The sequence below is a fragment of the Pseudomonas sp. PAMC 26793 genome (genome assembly GCF_000313235.1).
Taxonomy (GTDB): Bacteria; Pseudomonadota; Gammaproteobacteria; order Pseudomonadales; family Pseudomonadaceae; genus Aquipseudomonas; species Aquipseudomonas yamanorum.
This window is the reverse complement of the sequence record NZ_AMXG01000038.1, coordinates 547,153-571,143: the sequence shown is the minus strand read 5'-3', so window position 1 is coordinate 571,143 and position 23,991 is coordinate 547,153. Positions and strand designations below refer to the sequence as shown.

Sequence of the window (23,991 nt, the reverse complement as noted above, 5' to 3'; positions counted from 1 at the left end):
CTTACTCTCCTGTGTTGCCTGGGAGTGTAGTCAAGAGCGGCGGGGGCTGCAGGCCAGTCGCCATGGGCAGGCGACTGGCGGAGGGCGGATTAACGAATCAATGCGGCGGGTAGTTGGACAGCACCTTGGTCACCGTTGCACGAATCGCCGCGCTACGGTCTTGAGGGTCAGGCGAGCTGGCGAGGATTTGCTCATCGCTGCCACGCCACACCAGTTTGCCGTCCTTGCCGTCGAGCAAGTCGATCTGGATGGTGGCGACCTTGTAGGTAATGTTGCGGGTTTCGTTATACATCGGCGCGCCCCAGTAGCCATTCCATGGGCCGCCCCAGGCGCCGCCGTAGTTGGTGGTGACTTGCTGCTGGCGGTCTTCGACGATCAGATAGGTCTGCACATTCAGGTCAGCCTTGGTACCCGGCGCCGCAGGGCGCAGACCACGCTGGTCGAGTTGCTCGCCCACGGCCTGGCGGATGCGCTGTTCGGTGAGGTCACTCTTGATCCGCGGGTCATCCGGGCGGTATTGCAATGCGGGCTCTTTCCAGCTCCAGCTGCGGTAGGCGCCAAAGTCCCGGCTGGCGTCGAAATCATGGTTGACCTGGCTGGTCTGGCAACCGCCCAGCAACACAACAACAGCAAGTGCAGCAATACGACGAAGCATGGTTGTTCTCCAAAAGACGATCCGGGCCTGAGATGAGAATAGCTGCTAACTGGGTGGGTAGGCAGTCATTGCCTTTTGCATCGCCTCACGCAGGGAGTCGGCGCGTTCGCTGAGGCTGCCCTGGCTCGTGGTTTCGGCGCTGGTGCTCCAGACCGGCTGGCGGCTACGGGCATCGAACAGGCTGATGCGCGCCACCGCCACTGTCACTTCATAGGTGCGTACCACCGGCACGCTGTTGTACATGCCGTAGCCGTTGCCGTAGCGGTTATAGCCGCCGTAACCGTAGCCATAGTCGTCCTGGACCTGGCGCAGGCGTTTTTCCAGGCGCACATCGGCGCTCACCAGCAGGTCGGGGGCGCGGTTGTCATGCAAAGGGCGCAGGCCGCGCTGGTCGAGGGCGCCGCTGACGGCCTCGGCAATCTGCGCCGAATCGGCCCAGGCCGAACCCGCCGGCAGTTGGTTGTTGAGCCAGGCCCAACTGCGATAGGCGCCATAGTCGCGCACCGGCGCCGGGTAGGCGCTGGCATCAAAGGTGTTGGCCGCCTGGGCAGGGGCCGGCGGCATCGGGGCAGATGCCGCCACATACGGGTTGGGGCTTTGGCAACCCGCCAGGCCCAGGCCCAGCAGGATCAGTCCAAGACAGCGCTTCATTTCGACCTCCGCAGACTGGGCCGCTTAAACCGGACGGCAGATCCAGTGCAAATAACGCCCAAGTCCGGCAAAGCTTGGGTGACGACGGTGTGCGAGCTCCATCTCCAACAAATCCTGCAACTCGGCGCGGGCCTGGAATTCCACCGGCATATAGTCGTTGAACACCCGCACGCCACTTTGGGTTTCGACCTGCCACAAGCCCTCTAGTTGCGTCGCCAACTCCCGTGGGTCCAGGGGTTGTTGCGGCGTGAGGCTCTGCTTTTCGCCGGCCATGTCGTTCTTGCGCATTTTGCGGAAGTGACCTTTGAGCAGGTTGCGGTAAATCAAGGCATCGCGATTGTAGAAGGCCAGGGACAGCCAGCCACCGGGCGCGGTCAACTGGTGCAGCACCGGCAGGATCGCGTGGGGTTCGGCCAGCCATTCCAGCACGGCGTGGCACAGCACCAGGTCGTAGGGTTCGGTGAGCTGGCCGAGCAGGTCTTGCCAGGGTGCCTGAATGAAGGTGGCGGTCTGCCCGGCTTCGGCGAAACGCTGGCGGGCGCCTTCGAGCATCGGCTCAGCGGGTTCGGCCAGGGTCACGTCGTGGCCGCGCTCGGCCAGCCACAGTGACATATGGCCCAGGCCGGCACCGATATCCAGTACCCGCAATGGGCGATCCGGCAGCGCTTCAATCAGGTCGGCCTGGAGCACCGCCAGGCGAATCGCACCCTTGGCACCGCCGTAGATCTTCTCGGCGAAACGGGTGGCCAGCTGGTCGAAATGACGGTCACTCATTTGGCAAACCGCCGTTCGCTGTCGGCCAGCTTGGCCTGTACCACCTGATCCATGTCCAACCCCAATTCGCTGCACAACAGCAGCAGGTACAGCACAATGTCACCCACTTCCTGGCCGGCATGAGCGAGTTTGTCGGCGGGCAACTGGCGCGACTGGTCTTCGCTCAGCCACTGGAATATCTCCACCAGCTCGGCCATTTCAACGCTGGCGGCCATCGCCAGGTTCTTGGGGCTGTGGAATTGCTTCCAGTCGTTGGTATCGCGGATGCGGTGCAGGCGTTCGGTGAGGTGGTCGAGATTCATGGGGCGCTCCTGAAGGTGTATAGCTTCGGGCGCAAGCCGCGCGAAGGCAAGTGAATCCCTGCGGCCCGTAAACCTCTATGCTAGAAGGGAACTAGCTTGGGCCAATAACGAACAAAGGCTCAGGTTCGGCAGCTACGCCCACCGTCTTATCAGGACACACACATGCAAACAGACTTTTTCGGATGGCTGGGTCTCAAAATCGGCCAGATCATCCACTTTATCGTCGAGTTGTTCAGCGGGCTGTTCAACACCCTGTCCCACGCGGGCGGCGACTTTGTCGACGGGCTGTCCAGATCCTTAGGGATGGACACCTCGATCATCAGCATCCTCATGCTGATTATCGGCTTGATGCTGTTGTACTCGGCGGTGCGCGCCTTTATGCGGGCTTCGATCATCATGGGGATTATCTGGTTGATGCTCGGGCTCTGGGTGCTTAGTTGGGTGGTGCATTAATAAAGGGCCAGCAAGGCAAATCCCTTTAATTTGAGGGACGTTTCCGAGACAATCTTTCAGCCTTGTGCCTGCCCGGACCGGTGGCTAGTCTTCGCTCCTTCACTGCCTATCAGTGATCGGGTTTAGTCGCCCGGAATTAGTGAGCGCAAGTTGTCGCCATGCTTCATGGCGGCTGTGCGCAGGGCACCTTCGGGTGCGCCGGGTTCCACTAGCCGGTCGACTAACCTGCGTACAGCCGCCACCCTCGATTAGTCGCGCGGGTGTCAGCTCCTTACCTACTAGTGGAGTTACACCATGCATAAGCCTGTTCCCGACCCACCCAGCGACCTCCTCAACGACCGCGCCGCCTTCAATCGCGCCCTCGAACACTACCTGCCCTCGCAGGGTTTCCACACCATCAACGAAGACCTGAGCTTCGAAGACTCCCTGCTCTACACCGCCAGCCTGCTCAGCAGCGCCTCGGCCACTGCGCTTGATTGCGGCGAACTGCTGGAGAGTCCACAGCGGGCGAAGATCCTGGCGGTTTGGCATCTGCTGGAAATTGCCAAGACCACCGTCGACCGCTCCATCGAATGCCTGCACCCCCGCAAAACCTGACACTACGCGGTCAAAACTGTGGGAGCGGGCTTGCTCGCGAAAGCGGTGGATCAGCCAATACATCCGGCGACTGACACACCGCTTTCGCGAGCAAGCCCGCTCCCACATTGGCCCTGCGGCGCAGCTAATGGACAGTTACACTACCGCTCCCCAAAGGAGCCCGCATGACTTCCCTGCTAACCGACTGGCGCGACCGCCCCACCCACCGCCGTGTGTGGGCCCTCGCCGCGCCGATGATCCTGTCGAACATCTCCGTGCCGCTGGTGGCGCTGGTGGACAGCATGGTCATCGGCCACCTGCCCCACGCCCATCAACTCGGTGCCGTGGCCGTCGGGGCCAGCCTGTACACCTTCCTCGCCTGGGCCATGGGCTTCCTGCGCATGGGCTCCACCGGGTTTGCCGCCCAGGCCGCCGGGCGTGGTGATGGCGCGGCGCTGCGGCAGATTCTGTTGCAAGGACTGTTGCTGGCGCTGGGCCTGGCCATAGTGCTCGGCAGCATCGGCATTCCGTTAAGCGGCCTGGTGCTGGACTGGATGCAGCCCTCCCCTGAGCTAAACCAACTGACCCGGGAATTCTTCCACACCCGCCTCTTCGGCCTGCCCGCAGCCCTGGCCAGCTACGCGCTGGTGGGCTGGTTCCTCGGCACTCAGAACGCCCGCGCGCCGCTGGCGATTCTGCTGACCACCAACCTCGTCAACATCGCCCTCAACCTGTGGTTCGTGCTGGGCCTGGATTGGGGCGTGGTCGGCTCGGCCCGCGCGTCGGTGATCGCCGAATGGACCGGCGCCCTGCTCGGCCTGGCCCTCACCCAAAAAGCCCTGCGCGCCTACCCCGGCCATATCGCCTGGGCCGCACTCACGCTGTGGCAAAGCTGGCGCCCGCTGCTGGCGGTAAACCGCGATATCTTCATCCGCAGCCTGGCCCTGCAATCGGTGTTTTTCATGATCACCGTGCAAGGCGCCAGATTGGGTGATGCGACGGTGGCGGCGAACGCGCTGCTGCTGAATGGTCTGTTGCTGACGGCTCACGCCCTGGACGGGCTGGCCCACGCCGTGGAAGCCTTGTGCGGCCACGCCATCGGCGCCCACGACCGCCAGGCCTTGCGCCGCTCGCTGGTGGTGGCCTGTGGTTGGTCGCTGCTGGCCAGTATCGGTTTTGCGATCCTGTTCGCCGTGTTCGGCCACTTGTTTATCGCCATGCAAACCGACATCCCGAGCGTGCGCGAAACCGCCGACATCTACCTGCCCTACCTCGCCGTACTGCCATTGATTGCCGTGTGGAGCTACCTGCTGGACGGCCTGTTTATCGGCGCCACCCGCGCCCGGGAAATGCGCAACGGCATGCTGCTGACGGTGGTGATTGTGCTGCCCTTCGCCTGGGCCTTGCAGGGCCTGGGCAATCACGGCCTGTGGATAACCTTCCTGCTGTTCATGGCCCTGCGCAGCCTCACGCTGTGGGCAATTGCCTGGCGCCTGAACCAACAGGACCGCTGGCTCACTGGCCCGGCGTGAATTTTATAAACGCCGTGACCCGGTCCAACACGGGCGCCAGCCAGCGCAGCGGCCGGGAGATCGAGGCCACCAATGTCGCGTGGCTGGTCTTGGTGAAGTAGAACGCCTCCACCGGCACGCCCGCCGCCCGCAGCTTGTTCGCCAACCCGCCGGTATTACGCGTGGGGTTGACCAGGTTGTCGTCCACCGAGGCAATCAACAGGCTCGGCGGCGCGTCATGGCTGACGTGGTTGATGGGTTGGGAATCGGGTGGCGAATCCGGGAAGAAGAACACCGGGCGCACCTCGCGGTTTTCAATCGGCAGGAAATCATACGGCCCGGCGAGGCCGATCCATCCCTTGAAGACTGACGGCGACAGGCCGACCCCGGCCAACCACTGTGGGTCCAGCGCCAGCATTGCCGCGTTGTACGCACCGGAACTGTGGCCCATCACATACAGCTTGCGGGGATCGCCACCGTACTCGGCACTGTGCTGATACGCCCAGGCCACCGCTTGGGCGCCGTCCTGCAAAAACGCCGGGTAACGCACCTGTGGATAAAGTCGGTAGTCAGCAATCACCACCACGATGCCCCGTGAGGCCAGGGCTTCGCCGACGAAACCGTAGTCATCCTTGGAGCCGCTGTTCCAGCTGCCGCCATAGAAAAACACCACGACGGGCGCGTCGGGCAAGGCGGTGACGGGACGGTAGATATCGAGTTTCTGGCGGAGGTCATCGCCGTAGGCGATGGAGGAGGTTTTGGTGAAGGTGCTGGTGGGGGTGAGTGCGTTGAGCACTTTGATGGGGGAGCAGGCTGCGAGCAGAGTCGCGATGGCCAGGGTGAACACTTGCAGGAGCTTTTTCGACATTATTCAGGCCCTATAAAAACTGCAGGACTTGCGGCGATCCAAATGTGGGAGCGGGCTTGCTCGCGAAGGCGGTGTATCAGTCTGCACATGTATTGACTGACACACCGCCTTCGCGAGCAAGCCCGCTCCCACACTGGATCTCTGTCACGTTGAGATCTTTGTCAGCCTGGGAGCGGTGTGCTTACGAGGACAGGTACGACGAACGGGTCAAACCAAGACGCAACGCATCCAGGAACTGAGTCCGCTCCGCCGCCGTGATCTTCGCGCTGGCGCACTTGTCACGGTAGTGAGTCATCAACTCCTCCGGCGACAAGTGCACGTAGCGCAGCATGTCTTCGATGGTGTCGTGGGTCTCGATCCCGGCGCTGTACACCGAACCGTCTTCGCGCTGGTAGATGTTCACCGAGTCGGTGTCACCGAACAGGTTGTGCATGTCACCAAGGATTTCCTGGTAGGCACCTACCAGGAAGATCCCCAGCAGGTAGTCCTCACCTTCTTTCACGGCGTGCACCGGCAGGCTGGTCTCGATGCTTTGCTCGTCGACGTACTGCTTGATCTTGCCGTCGGAGTCGCAGGTCAGGTCCTGCAGCACCGCACGGCGCAGCGGCTCTTCGTCGAGGCGATGCAGCGGCAGGATCGGTAGCACCTGGCCGATGGCCCAGGTGTCCGGCAGGCTCTGGAAGACCGAGAAGTTGCAGATGTATTTGTCGGCCAGCTTGTCGTTGAGCTCGTCCAGCACCTGGCGGTGGGAACGCTGACGGGCTTTCAACGAGTCGTGCAGGCGGCGGCAGACGGCGAAGTAGCACTGCTCGGCCAGGGCTTTCTCGGCCAGGGTGATCTTGCCGTCGGCGTACTGGGTGGCCACGTCGCTCATGTAGTGAGTGGCGCGCCAGTAGGTTTCGGTGACCATTTCGATGTCGGTCGGGCCCAGCAGGTCCACCAGCCATTGCACGGTTTCCGGCAGGCTTTCCTTGTTCTCGATCAGCGGCACGTCGTCGTTGTGTTTCTCGACGTCGGTGACTTGCACCACCAGCATGGCGTGGTGGGCGGTCAGGGAACGGCCGCTCTCGGAGAAAATGTGCGGATGCGGCAGGCTCTGGGCGTCGCAGAATTCCTTGAGCATGCCCACGACCACGCCGGCATAGTCATCCATGTCGTAGTTGATGGAGCTGGCGTTACGCGAGTGCGTACCGTCGTAGTCCACGCCCAGGCCGCCGCCTACGTCGATGTGGTCCACCGGCAGGCCGAGGTTGCGCAGTTCGCCGTAGTAACGAATGGCTTCCTTGAACCCGTGCTGGTAGTCGGCCAGGTTGGCGATCTGCGAGCCCATGTGGAAGTGCAGCAGGCGAATGCCCTGGTCCAGGCCCGCCGCGCGGAAGCGCTCGACCACCGACAGCAGTTGCGCCGCCGACAGACCGAATTTGGATTTCTCGCCGCCGGTGTCTGCCCACTTGCTCGACGCCAGGGACGACAGGCGCACCCGCAGGCCCACCTGTGGCTTGACCTTGAGGTTGGCGGCTTCTTCGATCACCAGGCCGACTTCGGATTCTTTCTCGATCACGATGAACACGTTGTGGCCGAGCTTCTGGCCCATCAGCGCGAGGCGGATGAACTCACGGTCTTTGTAACCGTTGCAGACGATGGTGCCGCCTTTCGGCGCCAGGGCCAGCACGGCCAGCAGCTCGGGCTTGGAGCCGGCTTCGAGGCCGATGGACACGTCCTGGGTGGCGATGATGTTTTCGATCACCGCCTCCTGCTGGTTCACCTTGATCGGGTACAGCGCGGTGTATTGGCTCTGGTATTCCAGGCGCTCGATGTTGGAATCGAAGGCACCGGTCAGCTGGCGAACACGGTCTTGCAGGATGTCGGGGAAGCGCACCAGCAACGGCAGGGACAAGCCGCTTTTGCGCAGCTCGTCGACTTGCTCGTACAGATCGACAGGCGTGCTGTTCGGGCCGTTCGGACGGACTTCAACGCGACCGGCATCATTGATCGCGAAATACCCGGCCCCCCAATGGCGAATCCCGTAAACACTGCGGCTGTCCGCAACTGTCCATTGGCTGCCATCGTCTTTGCGTGTGCGTCGTACGGACATCGAAGTCCCCTATAAATGAAGTCGAAGTGCACCGGCCTGATCAGAGGCTGGCGCAGTCTAAAGAATGAAAATGACGATTTGCCTGTGAGAGGGGTAGACCCCACTTGCAGGACAGAGTTTAGACACCGGTCAGGAACAGGCTCTGTGAAAACCATGGAGACGACAGTTTGCGTTCAGCAAGCGGGTCATCGGGGTGGTTTTCACAGAGGCTGCTAGCCGCCGGATTTCTTCGCCTTGTAACCCAGCTTGATCAGCTCGGCCAACAGCAACTCGACGTGGTCGCCCTGGATCTCGATGACACCGTCTTTCAAGGCGCCACCGGTGCCACAGCGCTTTTTCAGCGTCGTGGCCAACTCCTTCAGGGCCTCTTCGGCCAGGGGCACGCCGGTGATGGTGGTCACCGTCTTGCCGCCACGGCCCTTGCTCTCGCGACGGACGCGGGCAATACCATCGCCTTCGGGAATCAGGGTTGTTTTGCAGGTACACGCGTCCACGGGCTGGCGACAGTCCGGGCAGTGTCGACCTGCGTCGGTGGAAAATACCAGGCCACCAAGGGCGGCGAAGGATGCGGCTTTTTTGGCCACCGGCAATCCTCTTGGGAGGACAAAGACTGATCGATGGGGTCATCGACCGCGAAGCCCCACTCAGGCAGGGGCAGCGCTACTGAGCCGCGAGAGCGGTTCAGCCTGAAAAGTCGCGCAGTGTAACGGCAAAAAGGCCCCTTGCTAAGAGCCAAATGGCGCCAATTTATGCAACTTTAGCGACGCAGGGCCAAATAACGACGCAGCCCTTCCTGTGCATCCGGGCAATAGGGCTTTTGTTCGGCCTCCTCCAGCACCGTCGCCAGTGGCAGAAAGCGCGCCTCCATGACTTCTTCCGGCTGGATCCGCAGGGGCCCGTCCCACACCGCCGAGAACGAGGTGCACCAGAGCCGGCTGTCGCCGTCTTCGAAATAGAAGTGGTCGTGCGGGGTCAATTCGACGCCGCTGACGCCCAACTCCTCTTCCAGCTCCCGGGCTGCCGACTCGGCGTAGGACTCATGAGCCGCCACCATCCCGCCCGCCGCCGTGTCCCAGAACCCCGGGTACATGGCTTTGCTCAAGGTGCGCCGGTGCACACACAGCTCACCGGCCGAGTTGAACAGGAAGATAAAGGTGCAGCGTCCGATCAGCCCGCGCTGGCGCAAATCGGAGCGCACCAGGCTGCCGAGCAGGTTGTCCTGCTCGTCGACCCAGGCAATCAGTTCGGCGTCGGAGGCGGCGCGGTGCGCAGCCTCCCTGGTGGAAGCGTCCATCATCAACCCTGGTTCAGGAGCTGACGCAAGTCGATCACTGCAGCGTTGGCCCGGGAAATATAGTTGGCCATGACCAGCGAATGGTTGGCCAGGATGCCAAAACCGCTGCCGTTGAGAATCATCGGGCTCCACACCGGTTCCTGCGAGGCTTCCAGCTCACGAATGATCTGGCGCACGCTGACGGTGGCGTTCTTCTTGGCCAGCACATCGGCGAAGTCGACTTCAATGGCGCGCAGCAGGTGGGACAGGGCCCAGGCCTGGCCGCGGGCTTCGTAGAACACGTTGTCGATCTGCATCCATGGGGTTTCCACCACTTCTTCGTCGAGCTGCGGCACTTCACCCGGCGCCAGCGCTTCGGTTTTCAGCGCGGTGTTGAGCTTGACCCGGCCCACGCTGGCCGACAGGCGTTGCGACAGCGAACCCAAGCGGGTCGCCACATCACCCAGCCAGTTGTTCAGGTTGTCGGCACGGGCATAGAACAGCGCGCCGCGCTGATTCGGGTCGGACAAGCGTGCTTCGTAGCGGCTCAGGGAATTGATGCCTTCCTGGTATTCCGACTCGCTGGACGGCAGCACCCAGCTTTTGTTGTCGAAGTTGAAGCGCGGTTCGGCCTTGGCCAGGTCCGCGTCTTCCGCCGACTGCGACTGGGAACGGGCGAAGTCCTTGCGCAGGGCACGGGTCAGGTCACGCACCTGCACCAGCACGCCGTATTCCCAGCTCGGCATGTTGTCCATCCACAGGCCCGGCGGGAAACGGTCGTTGGAAATATAGCCACCCGGCTTGTTCAGCAAGGTGCCGGCCACGGTCTTGAGGGTTTCGACGGTGGTGAAGCCTACCACCATTTGCTTGCCTTCCTTCTCGGCCGCAATCTGCGCGTTTTGCTGGACCGGGAACAACGCGGGCTCTTCACTCCAGTACCAACCCAGGGCACCGGTGACCAACAGATACAACGCAACCAGCGAGAGCAACGCACGGCTCATCAGCAAATTACGGAAATAGCTGCGGGGGGCCGACTTGGTTTCAGGGGCCGGGCCCTTTGCACTGCCTGCGCGGTTTTTCCAGTCCAGCATGGCGATATCCTTTCAATCACTTGAGTTCAATAGCTACGACCACAACCCTACCCCATCGTGCCGAGCATTGCGGCGCTTTTAGTCGGGGTGGCGCAAGTGCGCGGCTCGACTATAAAGGATGCACGATGTTTACGCCCGCGCGACTGCATGGTCGGTAAATGAATATCCAGGACCTTGCAGTTAATTGACGTATGACACTCGTGCAACGGAAAAGAGGTGCTAGCATAGAGCCATCAGTTCGACCTCAGCATGCAGCCTAACTAGTAGTCAGGATATGACCGAGCCAGAAGACCCCAGCCGTGAGCGTCTCAAGCACCATTTTGCCCAGCGGGTAATTCATCAGGCACGTCAAATTCTTGAGATCTGGCAGCGCCTGCAACGCAGCGAATGGTCGACCGCCGACTTGACCGAACTCGGCGAGGCCAACCTGCGCCTGCTGCGTTTTGCCGAACGCTTCGAGCAGCCGGAACACGGCCAGCTGGCACACCAGATCAGCGCTTCACTCAAGGCGGTGGACGACAACCGCGGCCGCCTGAGCAGCCACCTGATCACCGAACTCAATCGCCTGATGCAGCGCCTGTCCCGCACCGGCCTGCGCCAGGGCGACCACTTGGAACAAACCCTCCTGCCGCCGATGCGCAAGCCGATCTACGTGATGCTGGCCGACCACGACCGTGCCGAGCGCCTGGCCAAGCAGTTGGAGTTTTTCGGCTTGAGTGCCCAGTCCCTCGACAGCGTGGCAGCATTTCGCTCATCGATGGCCGAGCGCTTGCCGGCGGCCATCGTCATGGATGTGGATTTCTGCGGCACCGGCCTGGGCCTGAAGCTCGCCGCCGAAGCCCAGGAAGGCCTGGAGCAAAAGCTGCCGCTGCTGTTTTTCAGCCTGCACGAAACCGACACCCCCACCCGCCTGGCCGCCGTGCGCGCCGGCGGCCAGGAGTTCCTCACCGGAACCCTGGAGGCGTCGAGCCTGCTGGAAAAAATCGAAGTACTGACCTGCGTCGCCCAGTACGAACCTTATAAAGTGCTGATCATCGACGACTCGCGGGCCCAGGCGATGCACACCGAGCGCCTGCTCAACAGCGCCGGCATCGTCACCCGCACCCTGATCGAACCGATCCAGGCCATGGCCGAGCTGGCGGACTTCCAGCCCGACCTGATCATCCTCGACATGTATATGCCGGCCTGCACCGGTACCGAGCTGGCCAAGGTGATCCGCCACAATGACCGCTACGTCAGCGTGCCGATCATCTACCTCTCGGCCGAAGACGACCTGGACAAGCAACTGGACGCCATGAGCGAAGGCGGCGACGACTTCCTCACCAAGCCGATCAAGCCTCGGCACCTGATTACCACCGTGCGCAACCGTGCGGCGCGGGCGCGCAACCTCAAGGCGCGGATGGTGCGCGACAGCCTCACCGGGCTGTACAACCACACCCACATCCTGCAATTGCTCGAAGACTGCAGCTTCCGCGCACGCCGCGAGAGCAAGCCGCTGAGCTTTGCGATGCTCGACATCGACCACTTCAAGCGGGTCAACGACAGCCACGGCCACCCCATGGGCGACCGGGTGATCAAGAGCCTCGCGCTGTTTCTTAAGCAGCGCCTGCGCAAGACCGACTATATAGGCCGTTACGGCGGTGAAGAATTTGCCATCGTCATGCCCGACACCGATCTCGACGCCGCCTGCAAAGTGCTCGACGAAATCCGTGGGCGCTTTGCCGAGATCCACTACCCCGCACAGCCCCAGGATTTGTGGTGCACCTTCAGTGCCGGTGTGGTGGAGCTGTGTGATGGCTCCGACAGCCTGATGATGGCGGCCCAGGCCGACGAGGCGCTGTACCGCGCCAAGGATGCGGGGCGTAACCGGGTGATGGCGGCGCGCGCATCAAAGCAAAGTGCCACCTTTTCACCGGAATCCACCGAATCCGTCATAACTCTGTAATGGAAACGCAATAACTTCAGGCACTTACTTCTGCTGTCGGTTGAAACCACGCATGCGCCTGAAGCTGCTGACGAATCTGAACACCCTCCTTCTGGTCGCCGTTTGCCTGGCCCTGGGCGCGACGCTCTGGTGGTCGCAACGCGCCCTGGAGCGGCCCTATCTGTTGATGGAGCGCTACCTGGGCCTGTCGCAGACCTTTCAAAACCAGGCCGCGCGCAATATCGACGATTACCTCGCCAGCGGCGACGCCCTGCGCCTGAGCAGCGCCAGCCAGAGCCTGGAAAACCTGTTGCAGCATCTGGATGAGTTACCCGCGGACCTGGCGCAAAACCTGCGCCCCAGCCTGTTAGACCTGGATACCTTCAGCAAGACCGACCTGCTGGCCGCCGGCAAGCTGGCGGGCGACCCGCAGGCCTTGCTGCTGCAAGCCGAACGCGAGCTCGGCGCCAATCTGGAGCAACTCAACCAATACGCCAGCGGTGTCACTGCCCCCGACGCGGCACGTTACCTGCCGCCGTTGCTCGCCGCGTCCCAGCACCTGGCCAAACTCTCCCTGGCCCGGGACAAGCTGGTAAGCAGCGGGCGCAGCGAACTGGCCGACGATGTGGAGCGCGAAGTCAGCAATATCCGCAGCCAGGCTGACGTGCTGGGGCAACTGCCGTTGCTGGGAGTGACCGCCAGCAGCGAGTCCAATACCGACGACTTCTCGGCCATGATGGGCCTGGAAAACGCTGAAAAAACCGTAGCCCAGGACACCGGCGTCGACCTCAAGCGCGAACTCAACAGCCTGCTGACCCGCTACCCCGCCGAGCTGAAACGCACCCGCGAGCAAATCCAGCAACGCACCGAACTGGCCAGCAGCACCCACCTGAAAATCAACGCCGTGCAGCAAGCCATTGCCGGGCTGGAGCCGGTGGTGCGGGCCCAGCATGCGCAGATCCAGGGCGAAGTGCGGCTGATGCAAGGCGTTATGATCGGCCTGATTTTGCTGATCGCGCTGTTGATCGACACCTTGCAACGGCGCCTGGCGCGGGTGCTGACCAACCTGGCGCCCGCCTTGTCCACCTGGGCCGAAGGCGACTTCAGCCAGCACATTGCCTTGGGCAAGACCAACCGCGAACTGCACGATATCGAGGAGTCCCTGAATCGCCTGCGTGCCTATCTGGTGGACCTGGTGGGCACCATCCGCGGCAACGCCGAGCAAGTGGCCGGTAGCAGCAGCGCCCTGGCGGAATTGAGCAGCGGCATGCACGACGGTGCCGAGCGCCAGGCCGGTGACACCGCGCAGATTCGCGATTCCCTGGGCGAACTGGAAGCCACGATCCAGCAGGTTGCCGGCGACGCCAGCCAGGCCGCCCAGGCCAGCCGCAGTGCAGGCCAAGCCGTGGAACAGGGCCAACGGGTGATCGGCCTGAGCCTGACCGGGTTGCACGCCTTGGTCGGCGAAGTGCAGATCAATGCGCAGATGATCGAGAAACTCGCCGAGGAATCCGCAACCATCGGCGGCGTACTCACGGTGATTCGCTCCATTGCCGACCAGACCAACCTGCTGGCGCTGAACGCCGCCATCGAAGCCGCCCGGGCCGGTGAGGCCGGGCGCGGGTTCGCCGTGGTAGCCGATGAAGTGCGCTCCCTGGCCCAGCGCACCGCCGGCGCCACCGCCGAAATCCAGCACCTGATCGCCGGCCTGCAAACCGCCGCCCGGCAATCGGTAGAAGGCATGCGCGCCCAGGTCGAGCACGCCGAAGCCACCGCCGAGCAGGCCCAGGCAGCTGACGGCGCGCTGGATGAAATCGTCGGGGCGATCCAGACCATTTCCGACACTGCGGTGCGAATTGCCGATGTCACCGCCCAGCAAAGTGGTGCCGTGAGCGAAATCCGCGATAACAGTGAGCGGATTCACCAGCTGGGTGAGGACAACTTGCTGCGAATTGGCCAGGGACGCCGCCAGGGAGAGCACTTGCTGGTACTTGGCGGGCAACTCAATACCGCCGTGCAGGCATTCCGCGTCTAACCGGCTCTCCTGTCTTATGAAGATCAAAATGTGGGAGCGGGCTTGCTCGCGAAGGCGGCGCACCCGTCAACGCATGTGGCGGCTGAACCACCGCCTTCGCGAGCAAACCCGCTCCCACACTGACCGGATTCAGCCTTGCGGTCACATATTTTGCGCAATCCTCGCTAATCGTGCAGCCTACTGCATAGAACTGGACAGTCACAAAGCCTTTGCGGCATAGTCGCCGGGTTCTACCGTGCCCACATCAATAACAAGGAACAGCCGATGGCGACCTTACTGGTTCTTCACGGACCCAACCTGAACCTGCTCGGCACCCGCGAACCGGGCGTCTACGGGTCAGTGACCCTCGAACAGATCAACCTCGATCTGGAACGACGGGCACGTGATGCCGGCCACCATCTGCTCTACCTGCAAAGCAATGCCGAGTACGAACTGATTGATCGCATCCATGCCGCGCGCAGCGAAGGCGTGGACTTTATCCTGATCAATCCCGCCGCTTTTACGCACACAAGCGTTGCATTACGTGACGCGCTGCTGGCGGTGAGCATCCCATTCATCGAAGTGCATTTATCGAACGTGCACAAACGCGAACCTTTCCGCCATCACTCTTACTTCTCCGACGTTGCGGTAGGAGTGATCTGCGGCCTTGGCGCCAGCGGTTACCGACTGGCCCTGGAGGCCGCCCTGGAACAGCTTGAAGACACGGCCAAGCGCCCCTGACCGACCCTTTGGGAGTTGATGATTCATGGATATCCGTAAAGTTAAGAAACTGATCGAACTGCTGGAAGAATCCGGTATCGACGAGCTGGAGATCAAGGAAGGCGAGGAATCCGTACGGATCAGCCGTCACAGCAAGACCCCGGCCCAACAGTTCTACGCACCGCAGATGCAAGCGCCGGCTCCGGCCGCTGCGCCAGTGGCTGCTGCTCCGGTTGCGGCTGCTGCCGAAGCCCCTGCTGCGCCAAAACTGAACGGTTTCGTGGTCAAGTCGCCAATGGTCGGTACCTTCTACCGCACCCCGGCACCGACCTCGCCAGCCTTCGTTGAAGTCGGCGCAACCGTGAAAGTGGGCGACACCATCTGCATCGTTGAAGCGATGAAGATGATGAACCACATCACAGCTGAAAAAGCCGGCGTCATCGAATCCATCCTGGTAGAAAACGGTCAGCCGGTTGAGTACGACCAGCCGCTGTTCACCATCGTTTGAACCGCGGAGCGCCTTCGATGTTGAAACCTGCGAAGAAACTGCAAAAAGTCCTGATCGCCAACCGCGGCGAGATCGCGCTGCGTATCCTGCGCGCCTGTAAGGAAGAGGGCATCAAGACCGTCGCTGTTTACTCGACGGCCGATACCGAATTGATGCACGTGAAACTGGCGGACGAAAGCATCTGCATCGGCCCGCCACTGGCCACGAACTCGTACCTGAAAGTCTCGAACATCATCGCCGCCGCCGAAGTGACCGGCGCCGATGGTATTCACCCGGGCTACGGCTTCCTCGCGGAAAACGCCGATTTCGCCGAACAGGTGGAGAAGTCCGGGTTTGCCTTCATCGGCCCGAAAGCCGAAACCATTCGCCTGATGGGCGACAAGGTATCGGCCAAGGACGCCATGATCGCGGCCGGCGTGCCAACCGTTCCAGGTTCCGACGGCCCGCTGCCTGAAGACGAGGCAACCGCCCTGCGCATTGGTCGCGAAGTCGGTTACCCGGTGATCATCAAGGCCGCCGGCGGCGGTGGTGGTCGCGGCATGCGCGTGGTGCACAAGGAAGAAGACCTGATCGAAGCCGCCAAGCAGACCCGCTCCGAAGCGGGCGCCTGGTTCGGCAACCCGATGGTCTACCTGGAAAAGTACCTGACCAACCCACGTCACGTGGAAGTGCAGGTACTGTCCGACGGCCAGGGCCACGCCATCCACTTGGGCGACCGCGATTGCTCGCTGCAACGTCGTCACCAGAAGGTTCTGGAAGAAGCGCCGGCACCGGGCCTGGATGAAACTGCTCGCCAGGAAGTACTGGCTCGCTGCGTCAAGGCGTGCATCGACATCAACTACCGTGGCGCGGGCACTTTCGAGTTCCTGTACGAAAACGGCCGTTTCTACTTCATCGAGATGAACACTCGTGTGCAGGTAGAGCATCCGGTTTCGGAAATGGTCACCGGTATCGACATCGTCAAGGAGATGCTGAGCATCGCCGCTGGCAACAAGCTGTCGTTTACCCAGGATGATGTGAAGATCCACGGCCACTCCCTGGAGTGCCGGATCAACGCCGAAGACCCGAAAACCTTTATCCCAAGCCCTGGCCTGGTCAAGCATTTCCACGCGCCCGGCGGCAACGGCGTCCGTGTGGATTCGCACCTGTACAGCGGCTACAAGGTTCCGTCCAACTACGACTCGCTGATCGGCAAGCTGATCACCTGGGGCGCCACCCGCGACGAGGCCATGGCCCGTATGCGTAACGCGCTGGACGAAATCGTGGTAGACGGCATCAAGACCAACATCCCGTTGCATCGGGATCTGGTTCGCGATGAAGGCTTTTGCGAAGGTGGTGTGAACATTCACTACCTGGAACACAAGCTGGCTAATCAGTAAGCGAAGTGATCCACCCAACAAAGCCGCCTTCGGGCGGCTTTGTTGTTTGTGCCCACCCGACTTTTCTGGATGGATACATTCCCCTTGTGGGAGCGGGCTTGCTCGCGAATGCAGTATGCCAGTCAACCCATCCATGACTGACACACCGCATTCGCGAGCAAGCTCGCTCCCACATTTTTGTTCTGTGTACACCAGCAGTACAGTCGTCTTCTGCTGTTCGCTCGCGTAAACTTGCGCGTCTTTCGCAGCCCTACCCCGCTGCACACTCATTTTTCAAAGGTGCCCGCCATGCCTTGGCTGCAAGTCCGTCTCGCCATCAGCCCAGAACAAGCCGAAACCTACGAAGACGCGTTCCTCGAAGTGGGCGCCGTGTCGGTGACCTTCATGGACGCCGAAGACCAGCCGATCTTCGAGCCCGAGCTCAACACCACCCCACTGTGGTCCCACACCCATCTGCTGGCCCTGTTCGAAGACGGCACCGATGCCGCCAGCGTGCTGGCCCATATGGAACTGCTCACCGGCGGCCCACTGCCGGAACACCACAGCGAAATCATCGAAGACCAGGACTGGGAACGCAGCTGGATGGACAACTTCCAGCCGATGCGTTTTGGCCAGCGCCTGTGGATCGTGCCGAGCTGGCACGCCGCCCCCGAGCCTGACGCCGTCAACCTGCTGCTGGACCCGGGCCTGGCCTTCGGCACCGGCACTCACCCGACCACCGCCCTGTGCCTGGAATGGCTCGACGGCCAGGACCTGAAAGACTGCAACGTGCTGGACTTCGGCTGCGGCTCGGGGATCCTGGCCATCGCCGCCCTGCTGTTGGGCGCCAAGGAAGCCGTCGGTACCGATATCGACGTGCAAGCCCTGGAAGCCTCCCGCGATAACGCTGGGCGCAATAACATCGCCGAAGAGAAATTCCCGCTGTACCTGCCGGAGCAATTGCCCCAGGTGCAGGCCGACGTACTGGTGGCCAACATCCTCGCCGGACCGCTGGTCGCGTTGGCACCGCAGCTGTCGAGCCTGGTCAAGCCGGGCGGCCGCCTGGCGCTGTCGGGCATCCTCGCCGAACAAGGCGAAGACGTAGCCGCCGCCTACGCCCAGGATTTCGAGCTGGATCCGATCGCCAACCGTGATGGCTGGGTACGCATCAGTGGTCGTCGGCGCTAGAATGAGCGCCTGCATGAATCGGATGGCCGCATGACCGACAGTTTCGTCACCCAGTGCCCACATTGCCAAGCACGCTTTCGCGTCAACCACGCTCAATTGAGCGTGGCCCGTGGCGTGGTGCGCTGCGGCTCATGCCTGCAAGTGTTCAATGCCGCTCGCCAACTGCTGGAGCAGCGTGGCAGTGCGCCCGCGCCCCAGGCACTCCCGGCGGTAGCGCCACCGCCAGCAGTAGAACCGCCACCCGAAGCACCGCGGGCCATCAGCCAGAAACAGTGGACCTCCGAAGAGCTTGACCTGGATAACCTGGACCTCGACGAAGAACTGGCCAAGCTGGAACGTCGCGAGATTCAGCACACCCAGCCGGTAGGAGCCGATCGTCGCCAACCCGGCGCCGACCGTCGGCAAAAGGAAGACGCCCTCAGCGCCAGCCGCGATACGGCCAAGGCCGAGGAAGAGCAATGGGCCGCCAGCCTGTTCAGTGAGCCACGGGATGAACGGGCGCAAGCCCCGCAACCGGCCGATGATGAACCGCAACCGGCCAAGGCAGGCCCCGGCAAACCCAAGCGCACCGAACCGTCGATGTCGTTTGAAGCGGTCCAGCCCGACGACGAACCAGCGCTGCACGCCAACACCACCGATGACGAACTCGATCCACCGGTAACCGCCGTAGCAGAAGAGCCGGAAGCCGAACAACCGGAACGCCCGCAGCCCAAACGCAAGCGCCCTCGCCCCGAGGCCGGCGTCCACAACGACCTGCTTTCGGACCTGGAAGACGATCCGCTGCACCTCTACTCCCAGAAGCGCGCCTCCGGCTGGGGTCGCCGCCTGTTCTGGGGCTTGCTGGTGTTGCTGGCTGCCGCCGGCCTGGCGGGACAATACGTCGCCTACCAATTCGACGACCTGGCACGCCAGGACGCCTACCGCCCATGGTTCCAGGAACTGTGCCCGAAACTGGGCTGCACTGTGCCCTCACGGGTCGATATCGCCCACATCAAGAGCAGCAATCTGGTCGTGCGCAGCCACCCGGAGTTCGCGGGCGCCCTGGTGGTGGACGCGATCATCTATAACCGCGCGACTTTCTCCCAACCGTTCCCGCTGTTGGAGCTGCGCTTTGCCGACATGAACGGGAATATGATCGCCAGTCGTCGCTTCAAGCCCGCCGAATACCTCAGCGGTGAGTTGGCCGGCGTAACCGAGATGCCCTCCCAGACGCCGATCCACATTGCCCTGGACATCCTCGACCCGGGAAACAAAGCGGTGAATTACAGCCTGAGCTTCCATTCTCCCGAGTGATCCGGCACACGGGGCAAGGTTTGACGGCGGATTCTTGACTGCACCGCCCTTGACCAAACCAGCGGCGATAAGAAAATAACTGTTCAGATTTTATCCAATTCAGCCTTTATCCAGTCATCGAGAGCGGGTATCATGCCAACCCTTTTTCGAACTCTAATGATCCGGCCCCACAACAGGGAAGTCCTATGTCGGCGGTACGCATCGGCCCATACACATTGCACAACGGCTTGATCCTCGCCCCGATGGCGGGCGTCACCGACCAGCCCTTTCGTCAGCTTTGCAAACGTTTGGGCGCAGGGCTTGTAGTCTCGGAAATGGTTACCAGCGACATGAGCTTGTGGAACACCCGCAAATCGCGGATGCGCATGATCCACGAAGGTGATCCCGAGCCCCGCTCGGTGCAGATCGCCGGCGGTGATGCGCAAATGCTGGCGGATGCGGCCCGGGCCAACGTGGAGTTGGGGGCACAGATTATTGATATCAACATGGGTTGCCCGGCCAAGAAGGTCTGCAACAAAGCCGCAGGTTCTGCCCTGTTGAAGGATGAGCAGTTGGTGAGCGAGATCCTGCATGCCGTTGTCGCTGCAGTGGATGTGCCGGTCACCCTGAAGATCCGCACCGGTTGGGACCGGGACAACAAGAATGGCCTGACGGTGGCGAAGATCGCCGAGCAGGCGGGCATTACAGCGCTGGCAGTGCATGGCCGCACCCGCGCCGACCTTTACACCGGTGAAGCCGAGTACGACACCATTGCCGCGATCAAGCAGGCGGTGTCGATTCCCGTCTTTGCCAACGGCGACATCGATTCAGCCGAGAAAGCCCGGCGCGTGCTGCACGCGACCGGCGCCGATGGCCTGTTGATTGGCCGGGCGGCCCAGGGGCGGCCATGGATTTTTCGTGAGATCGAGCATTTTCTGCGTACCGGCGAAACCTTGCCGGCACCGGAGCTGATCGAGGTGGAACGTATTCTGCTAGAGCATCTGGCCGCGCTGCACGCCTTCTATGGAGACGTGATGGGCGTACGCATTGCTCGCAAGCATGTGGGCTGGTATCTCGCAACCTTGCCGGGCGCCAAGGAGTTTCGCGCCCACTTCAATCGTTTGGATGATACGGAAGCACAGTGCGCCAACGTTCGTGAGTTCTTCACCGAGCGTTACAAGAGCCTGGTGACAGGGGACGGAGAAGGGGTGGCCGCATGACGATGATGACCGAGACTTTAGTGAGTGGAACAACACCCGTGAGCGACAACGTCAATTTGAAACAGCACCTCAACACGCCGAGCGAAGAAGGCCAGACCCTTCGCGGGAGTGTCGAGAAGGCGCTGCACAATTATTTCGCCCACCTTGAGGGCGCTGCCGTCACGGACGTGTACAACCTGGTGCTCTCCGAAGTCGAAGCGCCGTTGCTCGAAAGCGTAATGAACTACGTCAAGGGCAACCAGACCAAGGCCAGTGAGCTACTCGGTCTGAACCGTGGCACGCTGCGCAAGAAACTCAAGCAGTACGATTTGCTGTAAGCATTCAATCAAACCAGAAAGGCGCCCGCGTAAAAACGGACGCCTTTTTTGCTGACTCCTTTGCTTTTGATGGAAATTGAAATGACCGACCAGACTACCCGCCTGCCGATCCGCCGTGCCTTGATCAGTGTCTCCGACAAGACCGGCATCCTCGAATTTGCCCGGGAGCTGGAAGCCCTGGGCGTGGAGATTCTCTCCACCGGCGGGACCTTCAAACTGCTGCAGGACAACGGCGTGGCCGCAGTGGAAGTGGCGGACTACACCGGTTTCGCAGAAATGATGGACGGTCGGGTCAAGACCCTGCACCCGAAAATCCACGGCGGGATCCTCGGTCGTCGCGGTATCGACGACGCCATCATGAGCGAGCACGGCATCAAGCCGATCGATCTGGTGGCCGTTAACCTGTACCCGTTCGAAGCCACCATCAACAAGCCAGGCTGCGACCTGCCGACCGCCATCGAAAACATCGATATCGGCGGCCCGACCATGGTTCGCTCGGCAGCCAAGAACCACAAAGACGTGGCCATCGTGGTGAACGCCAGCGACTACGCCAACGTACTGGAAAGCCTGAAAGCCGGCGGCCTGACCTACGCCCAGCGCTTCGACCTGATGCTCAAGGCCTTCGAACACACCGCCGCCTACGACGGCATGATTGCCAACTACATGGGCACCGTGAACCAGGCGGCCGAAACCCTGAGCACTGAAGGTCGCAGCCAGTTCCCGCGCACCTTCAACAGCCAGTTCATCAAGGCCCAGGAAATGCGCTACGGCGAGAACCCGCACCAGAGCGCGGCGTTCTACGTTGAGGCCAAGCCTGCTGAAGTCGGCATCGCCACCGCGACCCAACTGCAAGGCAAAGAGCTGTCCTACAACAACGTGGCCGACACCGACGCCGCGCTGGAATGTGTGAAGAGCTTCGTCAAGCCAGCCTGCGTGATCGTCAAGCACGCCAACCCGTGCGGCGTGGCCGTGAGCCCGGACGCTGAAGGCGGTATCCGCCAGGCCTACGAACTGGCCTACGCCACCGACACCGAATCAGCCTTCGGCGGCATCATCGCCTTCAACCGTGAGCTGGACGCCGAGACCGCCAAGGCGATCGTTGAGCGTCAGTTCGTTGAAGTGATCATTGCCCCATCCGTCAGTATCGAGGCCCGTGCCATTGTTGCTGCCAAGGCCAATGTGCGCCTGCTGGCCTGCGGCGAGTGGTCGGCCGAGCGTGCCGCTGCCTGGGACTACAAGCGCGTCAACGGCGGCTTGCTGGTACAGAGCCGCGACATCGGCATGATCGGCAGCGCCGACCTGAAAGTAGTGACCAAGCGCGCCCCGACCGAACAGGAAATCAACGACCTGATCTTCGCCTGGAAAGTCGCCAAGTACGTTAAATCCAATGCCATCGTCTACGCCAAGAATCGCCAGACCATCGGTGTTGGCGCCGGCCAGATGAGCCGCGTGAACTCGGCGCGTATCGCTGCGATCAAGGCTGAACATGCCGGCTTGCAGGTTGCCGGTTCGGTGATGGCGTCCGACGCATTCTTCCCGTTCCGCGACGGCCTGGACAACGCCGCGAAAGCCGGTGTTACCGCCGTGATCCAACCGGGCGGCTCGATGCGTGACGCAGAAGTGATTGCAGCGGCTGATGAAGCCGGCATCGCCATGGTCTTCACCGGCATGCGCCACTTCCGTCACTGATTGCTCATTCCCACGCTCTGCGTGGGAATGCAGCCCGGGACGCTCCGCGTCCCAAAGCCTGACGCAGAGCGTCACAAGAGGCATTCCCACGCAGAGCGTGGGAACGATCAGAATTCAGCGTCATCCGAGGTTTTTGAAATGAATGTTTTGATCATTGGCAGCGGTGGCCGTGAACACGCCCTGGCCTGGAAAGTTGCCCAGGACCCGCGCGTCCAGAAAGTATTCGTCGCCCCCGGCAACGCCGGTACCGCCATTGAAGCCAAGTGCGAAAACGTCGCCATCGACGTGTTGGCCCTTGAGCAACTGGCGGACTTTGCCGAGAAAAACGTTTCCCTGACCATCGTCGGTCCGGAAGTGCCCTTGGTGGCTGGCGTTGTGGACCTGTTCCGCAGCCGTGGCCTGGACTGCTTCGGCCCAACCGCCGGCGCTGCCCAGCTGGAAGGCTCGAAAGCCTTCACCAAGGATTTCCTGGCACGCCACAAGATCCCGACCGCCGACTACCAGAACTTCACCGAGATCGAGCCAGCCCTGGCTTACCTGCGTGAGGTCGGTGCACCGATCGTGATCAAGGCCGACGGCCTGGCCGCCGGCAAAGGCGTGATCGTCGCGATGACCCTGGCCGAAGCCGAAGACGCCGTGCGCGACATGCTCGCCGGCAACGCTTTCGGTGAAGCCGGTTCCCGCGTGGTGATCGAAGAGTTCCTCGACGGCGAAGAAGCCAGCTTCATCGTGATGGTCGACGGCAAGAACGTACTGCCGATGGCCACCAGCCAGGACCACAAGCGTGTGGGCGACGGCGACAGCGGCCCGAACACCGGTGGCATGGGCGCTTACTCCCCGGCTCCCGTAGTGACTGCCGAAGTGCACAAACGCGTGATGGACCTGGTGATCTGGCCAACCGTGCGCGGCATGGCCGAAGAAGGCAATGTGTACACCGGCTTCCTGTACGCCGGCTTGATGATCGACAAGGCCGGTAACCCGAAAGTCATCGAGTTCAACTGCCGCTTCGGCGATCCGGAAACCCAACCGGTGATGCTGCGTCTGCAATCGAGCCTGGTACTGCTGGTGGAAGCGGCGCTGGCCCAGGCCCTCGACAAGGTCGAAGCCCAGTGGGACCCGCGCCCAAGCGTCGGCATCGTGCTGGCCGCTGGCGGCTACCCAGCCGACTACGCCAAGGGCGATGTGATTGAAGGTCTGGAGGCGGCTGCTACGCTGGAAGGCAAGGTGTTCCACGCGGGCACCGCGCTCAAGGATGGCAAGGTCGTCACCGCCGGTGGTCGCGTATTGTGCGCCACCGCCATGGGCAGCAGCGTAGATGCCGCCCAGCAACAGGCTTACAAGCTGGCGGCGAAGATCGACTGGAAAGGCTGCTTCTACCGCACCGACATTGGCTACCGCGCCATTGCCCGTGAGCGTGGCGAAAGTCAGTAAACAGCTATCCGTTCGGTTAGGCAGGGGCCCTTGGCCCTTGCCCTACGCTTGTGGCCCCGCGCATAGTTATACCCATGCATCAACCTACGAAGGGATTTCGC

Annotated in this window: 22 protein-coding genes and 1 pseudogene; 14 read left to right on the top strand and 9 right to left on the bottom strand. The window is 62.0% G+C overall.

What is annotated here, in order from left to right; genetic code table 11:
* Positions 1-97: 97 nt before the first annotated feature.
* Genes D109_RS0120030 through D109_RS0120015 form a run of 4 tightly spaced genes read right to left on the bottom strand, consistent with a single transcriptional unit; the run spans position 98 to position 2,382 of the window.
* Positions 98-655, bottom strand: coding sequence for a DUF4136 domain-containing protein (locus D109_RS0120030; RefSeq protein ID WP_017478438.1), 558 nt, complete (start codon positions 653-655; stop codon positions 98-100).
* Between the two features lie 45 nt (positions 656-700).
* Positions 701-1,306: a DUF4136 domain-containing protein gene (locus D109_RS0120025; RefSeq protein WP_017478437.1), complete on the bottom strand. Its 606-nt coding sequence runs from the start codon at positions 1,304-1,306 to the stop codon at positions 701-703.
* A 24-nt stretch (positions 1,307-1,330) separates the two neighbouring features.
* Positions 1,331-2,080 (bottom strand): methyltransferase domain-containing protein, encoded by a 750-nt coding sequence (locus D109_RS0120020; RefSeq protein ID WP_017478436.1) that lies wholly within the window; start codon positions 2,078-2,080, stop codon positions 1,331-1,333.
* Positions 2,077-2,382, bottom strand: a complete 306-nt coding sequence (locus D109_RS0120015) for a MazG-like family protein (protein ID WP_017478435.1) — start codon at positions 2,380-2,382, stop codon at positions 2,077-2,079. Before D109_RS0120015 ends, D109_RS0120020 begins: the two co-directional genes overlap by 4 nt.
* 162 nt (positions 2,383-2,544) lie before the next feature.
* Here D109_RS0120015 and D109_RS0120010 point away from each other — a divergent pair, with 162 nt between their 5' ends.
* The 3 genes from D109_RS0120010 to D109_RS0120000 all read left to right on the top strand — a co-directional run bounded on the left by D109_RS0120010 (position 2,545) and on the right by D109_RS0120000 (position 4,943).
* The gene (locus tag D109_RS0120010) at positions 2,545-2,835 is read left to right on the top strand and encodes a hypothetical protein (protein ID WP_003212934.1); all 291 of its coding nucleotides are present in this window, start codon (positions 2,545-2,547) and stop codon (positions 2,833-2,835) included.
* Between the two features lie 294 nt (positions 2,836-3,129).
* Positions 3,130-3,432, top strand: a complete 303-nt coding sequence (locus D109_RS0120005) for a DUF6124 family protein (RefSeq protein ID WP_017478434.1) — start codon at positions 3,130-3,132, stop codon at positions 3,430-3,432.
* A gap of 164 nt (positions 3,433-3,596) precedes the next feature.
* Positions 3,597-4,943, top strand: a complete 1,347-nt coding sequence (locus D109_RS0120000; RefSeq protein ID WP_017478433.1) for an MATE family efflux transporter — start codon at positions 3,597-3,599, stop codon at positions 4,941-4,943.
* On the opposite strand, the gene D109_RS0119995 is transcribed toward D109_RS0120000, so the two are convergent.
* The 5 genes from D109_RS0119995 to D109_RS0119975 all read right to left on the bottom strand — a co-directional run bounded on the left by D109_RS0119995 (position 4,927) and on the right by D109_RS0119975 (position 10,249).
* A complete protein-coding gene (locus tag D109_RS0119995) occupies positions 4,927-5,790 on the bottom strand; it encodes an alpha/beta hydrolase (RefSeq protein ID WP_017478432.1) in 864 nt (287 codons plus the stop codon). The two genes, D109_RS0120000 and D109_RS0119995, sit on opposite strands and share 17 nt — an antisense overlap.
* A gap of 181 nt (positions 5,791-5,971) precedes the next feature.
* Entirely contained in the window at positions 5,972-7,885 is a 1,914-nt protein-coding gene (gene speA, locus D109_RS0119990; RefSeq protein ID WP_017478431.1) for an arginine decarboxylase, read from the bottom strand.
* Between the two features lie 212 nt (positions 7,886-8,097).
* Positions 8,098-8,469 (bottom strand): translation initiation factor Sui1, encoded by a 372-nt coding sequence (locus D109_RS0119985; protein ID WP_003217297.1) that lies wholly within the window; start codon positions 8,467-8,469, stop codon positions 8,098-8,100.
* A 173-nt stretch (positions 8,470-8,642) separates the two neighbouring features.
* Positions 8,643-9,179 (bottom strand): NUDIX hydrolase, encoded by a 537-nt coding sequence (locus tag D109_RS0119980; RefSeq protein WP_026078096.1) that lies wholly within the window; start codon positions 9,177-9,179, stop codon positions 8,643-8,645.
* 2 nt (positions 9,180-9,181) lie between these two features.
* Positions 9,182-10,249 carry a DUF2333 family protein gene (locus tag D109_RS0119975; RefSeq protein ID WP_017478429.1) on the bottom strand — a complete coding sequence of 356 codons (1,068 nt, stop codon included), beginning with the start codon at positions 10,247-10,249 and terminating at the stop codon, positions 9,182-9,184.
* Positions 10,250-10,523: 274 nt separating this feature from the next.
* Between D109_RS0119975 and D109_RS0119970 the strand changes: the two genes are divergently transcribed.
* The 11 genes and pseudogenes from D109_RS0119970 to purD all read left to right on the top strand — a co-directional run bounded on the left by D109_RS0119970 (position 10,524) and on the right by purD (position 23,890).
* Complete coding sequence (locus D109_RS0119970; protein WP_017478428.1) at positions 10,524-12,194, top strand: PleD family two-component system response regulator; 1,671 nt, start codon at positions 10,524-10,526, stop codon at positions 12,192-12,194.
* A gap of 1,519 nt (positions 12,195-13,713) precedes the next feature.
* A pseudogene (locus D109_RS1000000135315) lies at positions 13,714-14,208 on the top strand (methyl-accepting chemotaxis protein); the annotation flags it as partial.
* A gap of 264 nt (positions 14,209-14,472) precedes the next feature.
* Entirely contained in the window at positions 14,473-14,928 is a 456-nt protein-coding gene (aroQ, locus tag D109_RS0119960; protein WP_017478426.1) for a type II 3-dehydroquinate dehydratase, read from the top strand.
* A gap of 25 nt (positions 14,929-14,953) precedes the next feature.
* Positions 14,954-15,415 (top strand): acetyl-CoA carboxylase biotin carboxyl carrier protein, encoded by a 462-nt coding sequence (accB, locus tag D109_RS0119955; protein ID WP_003217309.1) that lies wholly within the window; start codon positions 14,954-14,956, stop codon positions 15,413-15,415.
* Between the two features lie 17 nt (positions 15,416-15,432).
* Positions 15,433-16,794: an acetyl-CoA carboxylase biotin carboxylase subunit gene (gene accC / locus D109_RS0119950; RefSeq protein WP_010174033.1), complete on the top strand. Its 1,362-nt coding sequence runs from the start codon at positions 15,433-15,435 to the stop codon at positions 16,792-16,794.
* 288 nt (positions 16,795-17,082) lie between these two features.
* Positions 17,083-17,961 (top strand): 50S ribosomal protein L11 methyltransferase, encoded by an 879-nt coding sequence (gene prmA / locus D109_RS0119945; RefSeq protein WP_017478425.1) that lies wholly within the window; start codon positions 17,083-17,085, stop codon positions 17,959-17,961.
* Between the two features lie 30 nt (positions 17,962-17,991).
* Positions 17,992-19,254 (top strand): DUF3426 domain-containing protein, encoded by a 1,263-nt coding sequence (locus D109_RS0119940; RefSeq protein WP_017478424.1) that lies wholly within the window; start codon positions 17,992-17,994, stop codon positions 19,252-19,254.
* A gap of 185 nt (positions 19,255-19,439) precedes the next feature.
* The gene (gene dusB / locus D109_RS0119935; RefSeq protein WP_017478423.1) at positions 19,440-20,453 is read left to right on the top strand and encodes a tRNA dihydrouridine synthase DusB; all 1,014 of its coding nucleotides are present in this window, start codon (positions 19,440-19,442) and stop codon (positions 20,451-20,453) included.
* On the top strand, positions 20,450-20,770 hold the full coding sequence (fis, locus tag D109_RS0119930; RefSeq protein ID WP_003186237.1) for a DNA-binding transcriptional regulator Fis: 321 nt from the start codon (positions 20,450-20,452) through the stop codon (positions 20,768-20,770). The genes dusB and fis overlap by 4 nt, the downstream gene beginning before the upstream one ends.
* Before the next feature lie 81 nt (positions 20,771-20,851).
* A complete protein-coding gene (gene purH / locus D109_RS0119925; protein WP_017478422.1) occupies positions 20,852-22,459 on the top strand; it encodes a bifunctional phosphoribosylaminoimidazolecarboxamide formyltransferase/IMP cyclohydrolase in 1,608 nt (535 codons plus the stop codon).
* 138 nt (positions 22,460-22,597) lie between these two features.
* Positions 22,598-23,890, top strand: coding sequence for a phosphoribosylamine--glycine ligase (purD, locus tag D109_RS0119920; RefSeq protein ID WP_017478421.1), 1,293 nt, complete (start codon positions 22,598-22,600; stop codon positions 23,888-23,890).
* Positions 23,891-23,991 lie beyond the last annotated feature (101 nt).

What these genes read in the sequence shown, in the direction of transcription:
- D109_RS0119975 (WP_017478429.1), bottom strand. Translation starts at nt 10,249, where the DNA reads ATGCTGGACTGGAAAAACCGCGCAGGCAGTGCAAAGGGCCCGGCCCCT.
- fis (WP_003186237.1), top strand. Translation starts at nt 20,450, where the DNA reads ATGACGATGATGACCGAGACTTTAGTGAGTGGAACAACACCCGTGAGC.
- purD (WP_017478421.1), top strand. Translation starts at nt 22,598, where the DNA reads ATGAATGTTTTGATCATTGGCAGCGGTGGCCGTGAACACGCCCTGGCC.
- D109_RS0119980 (WP_026078096.1), bottom strand. Translation starts at nt 9,179, where the DNA reads ATGGACGCTTCCACCAGGGAGGCTGCGCACCGCGCCGCCTCCGACGCC.
- D109_RS0120025 (WP_017478437.1), bottom strand. Translation starts at nt 1,306, where the DNA reads ATGAAGCGCTGTCTTGGACTGATCCTGCTGGGCCTGGGCCTGGCGGGT.
- D109_RS0119940 (WP_017478424.1), top strand. Translation starts at nt 17,992, where the DNA reads ATGACCGACAGTTTCGTCACCCAGTGCCCACATTGCCAAGCACGCTTT.
- D109_RS0119995 (WP_017478432.1), bottom strand. Translation starts at nt 5,790, where the DNA reads ATGTCGAAAAAGCTCCTGCAAGTGTTCACCCTGGCCATCGCGACTCTG.
- D109_RS0120000 (WP_017478433.1), top strand. Translation starts at nt 3,597, where the DNA reads ATGACTTCCCTGCTAACCGACTGGCGCGACCGCCCCACCCACCGCCGT.
- D109_RS0119970 (WP_017478428.1), top strand. Translation starts at nt 10,524, where the DNA reads ATGACCGAGCCAGAAGACCCCAGCCGTGAGCGTCTCAAGCACCATTTT.
- accB (WP_003217309.1), top strand. Translation starts at nt 14,954, where the DNA reads ATGGATATCCGTAAAGTTAAGAAACTGATCGAACTGCTGGAAGAATCC.
- D109_RS0120005 (WP_017478434.1), top strand. Translation starts at nt 3,130, where the DNA reads ATGCATAAGCCTGTTCCCGACCCACCCAGCGACCTCCTCAACGACCGC.
- dusB (WP_017478423.1), top strand. Translation starts at nt 19,440, where the DNA reads ATGTCGGCGGTACGCATCGGCCCATACACATTGCACAACGGCTTGATC.
- D109_RS0120020 (WP_017478436.1), bottom strand. Translation starts at nt 2,080, where the DNA reads ATGAGTGACCGTCATTTCGACCAGCTGGCCACCCGTTTCGCCGAGAAG.
- D109_RS0120010 (WP_003212934.1), top strand. Translation starts at nt 2,545, where the DNA reads ATGCAAACAGACTTTTTCGGATGGCTGGGTCTCAAAATCGGCCAGATC.
- speA (WP_017478431.1), bottom strand. Translation starts at nt 7,885, where the DNA reads ATGTCCGTACGACGCACACGCAAAGACGATGGCAGCCAATGGACAGTT.
- purH (WP_017478422.1), top strand. Translation starts at nt 20,852, where the DNA reads ATGACCGACCAGACTACCCGCCTGCCGATCCGCCGTGCCTTGATCAGT.
- D109_RS0120015 (WP_017478435.1), bottom strand. Translation starts at nt 2,382, where the DNA reads ATGAATCTCGACCACCTCACCGAACGCCTGCACCGCATCCGCGATACC.
- accC (WP_010174033.1), top strand. Translation starts at nt 15,433, where the DNA reads ATGTTGAAACCTGCGAAGAAACTGCAAAAAGTCCTGATCGCCAACCGC.
- D109_RS0120030 (WP_017478438.1), bottom strand. Translation starts at nt 655, where the DNA reads ATGCTTCGTCGTATTGCTGCACTTGCTGTTGTTGTGTTGCTGGGCGGT.
- prmA (WP_017478425.1), top strand. Translation starts at nt 17,083, where the DNA reads ATGCCTTGGCTGCAAGTCCGTCTCGCCATCAGCCCAGAACAAGCCGAA.
- aroQ (WP_017478426.1), top strand. Translation starts at nt 14,473, where the DNA reads ATGGCGACCTTACTGGTTCTTCACGGACCCAACCTGAACCTGCTCGGC.